Annotated in this window: 1 protein-coding gene; it reads left to right on the top strand. The window is 47.6% G+C overall.

All coding sequences use genetic code 11. The annotated features are described in order from the left end of the window. Positions 1 to 662, top strand: a 662-nt coding sequence (locus tag G9H65_RS13270) for a hypothetical protein (protein ID WP_205753318.1), incomplete at both ends; no start/stop codon positions are given.

Here is a 662-nt window from a genome sequence, read left to right as displayed (position 1 = left end):
AGCGTAGCTGTTAGCGCAGGATCATTCAGTAAATTGGCCGTTAGCTTAACAAGTCCACAAGTGAGTGGAACATCCTTTAGTGGCACCAATAGCTTAACAGCTTTAGATGCTTATGGCAATACGGTAACCAACTTTGATGCGAGCAGCAATAACATTACCGTAAGCACTAGTTTAAGTGGAGCTATCACTGGATTATCAGGTACGACTAAATTAAGTGGAGCTGGCGACTTTAGCAGTGGAGTAGCAAGCGTAAGTAGCTTGATCTACACAGGAACAGCGGGAACAGGAACCTTCACATTCACTCCAGCCACTGGAACAGCCGTAACAAGTGCGAATGTAACAATAGGTGCAGGTTCTGCCAGCAAGTTCATCATAACAGGAACAGGCACCCAAACAGCAGGAGCTAGTCAAAACATCACGATTACAGCCAAAGATGCGAGTGGTAACACAGCAACAGGCTATACAGGAGCTAAGTCGATCACGTTCAGTGGAGCGAATGCTTCATCAAGCCCAGCTACCAACCCAACCGTAGCAAGCACGAATTTTGGTACAGCCACGAGTGTGACCTTCAGCAATGGAGTAGCCACGGTGAGCATGAGCTTATACAAAGTAGAGTCGGCTGCTGTAGTAGCCACAGATGGCTCGGTGACAACCAGTGGATC

The organism is Aquirufa ecclesiirivi (assembly GCF_011250515.1).
In the GTDB taxonomy this organism is placed as follows: Bacteria; Bacteroidota; Bacteroidia; order Cytophagales; family Spirosomataceae; genus Aquirufa; species Aquirufa ecclesiirivi.
The sequence above is the reverse complement of the archived record's forward strand: the minus strand, read 5'-3'. Positions and strand labels throughout refer to the sequence as shown.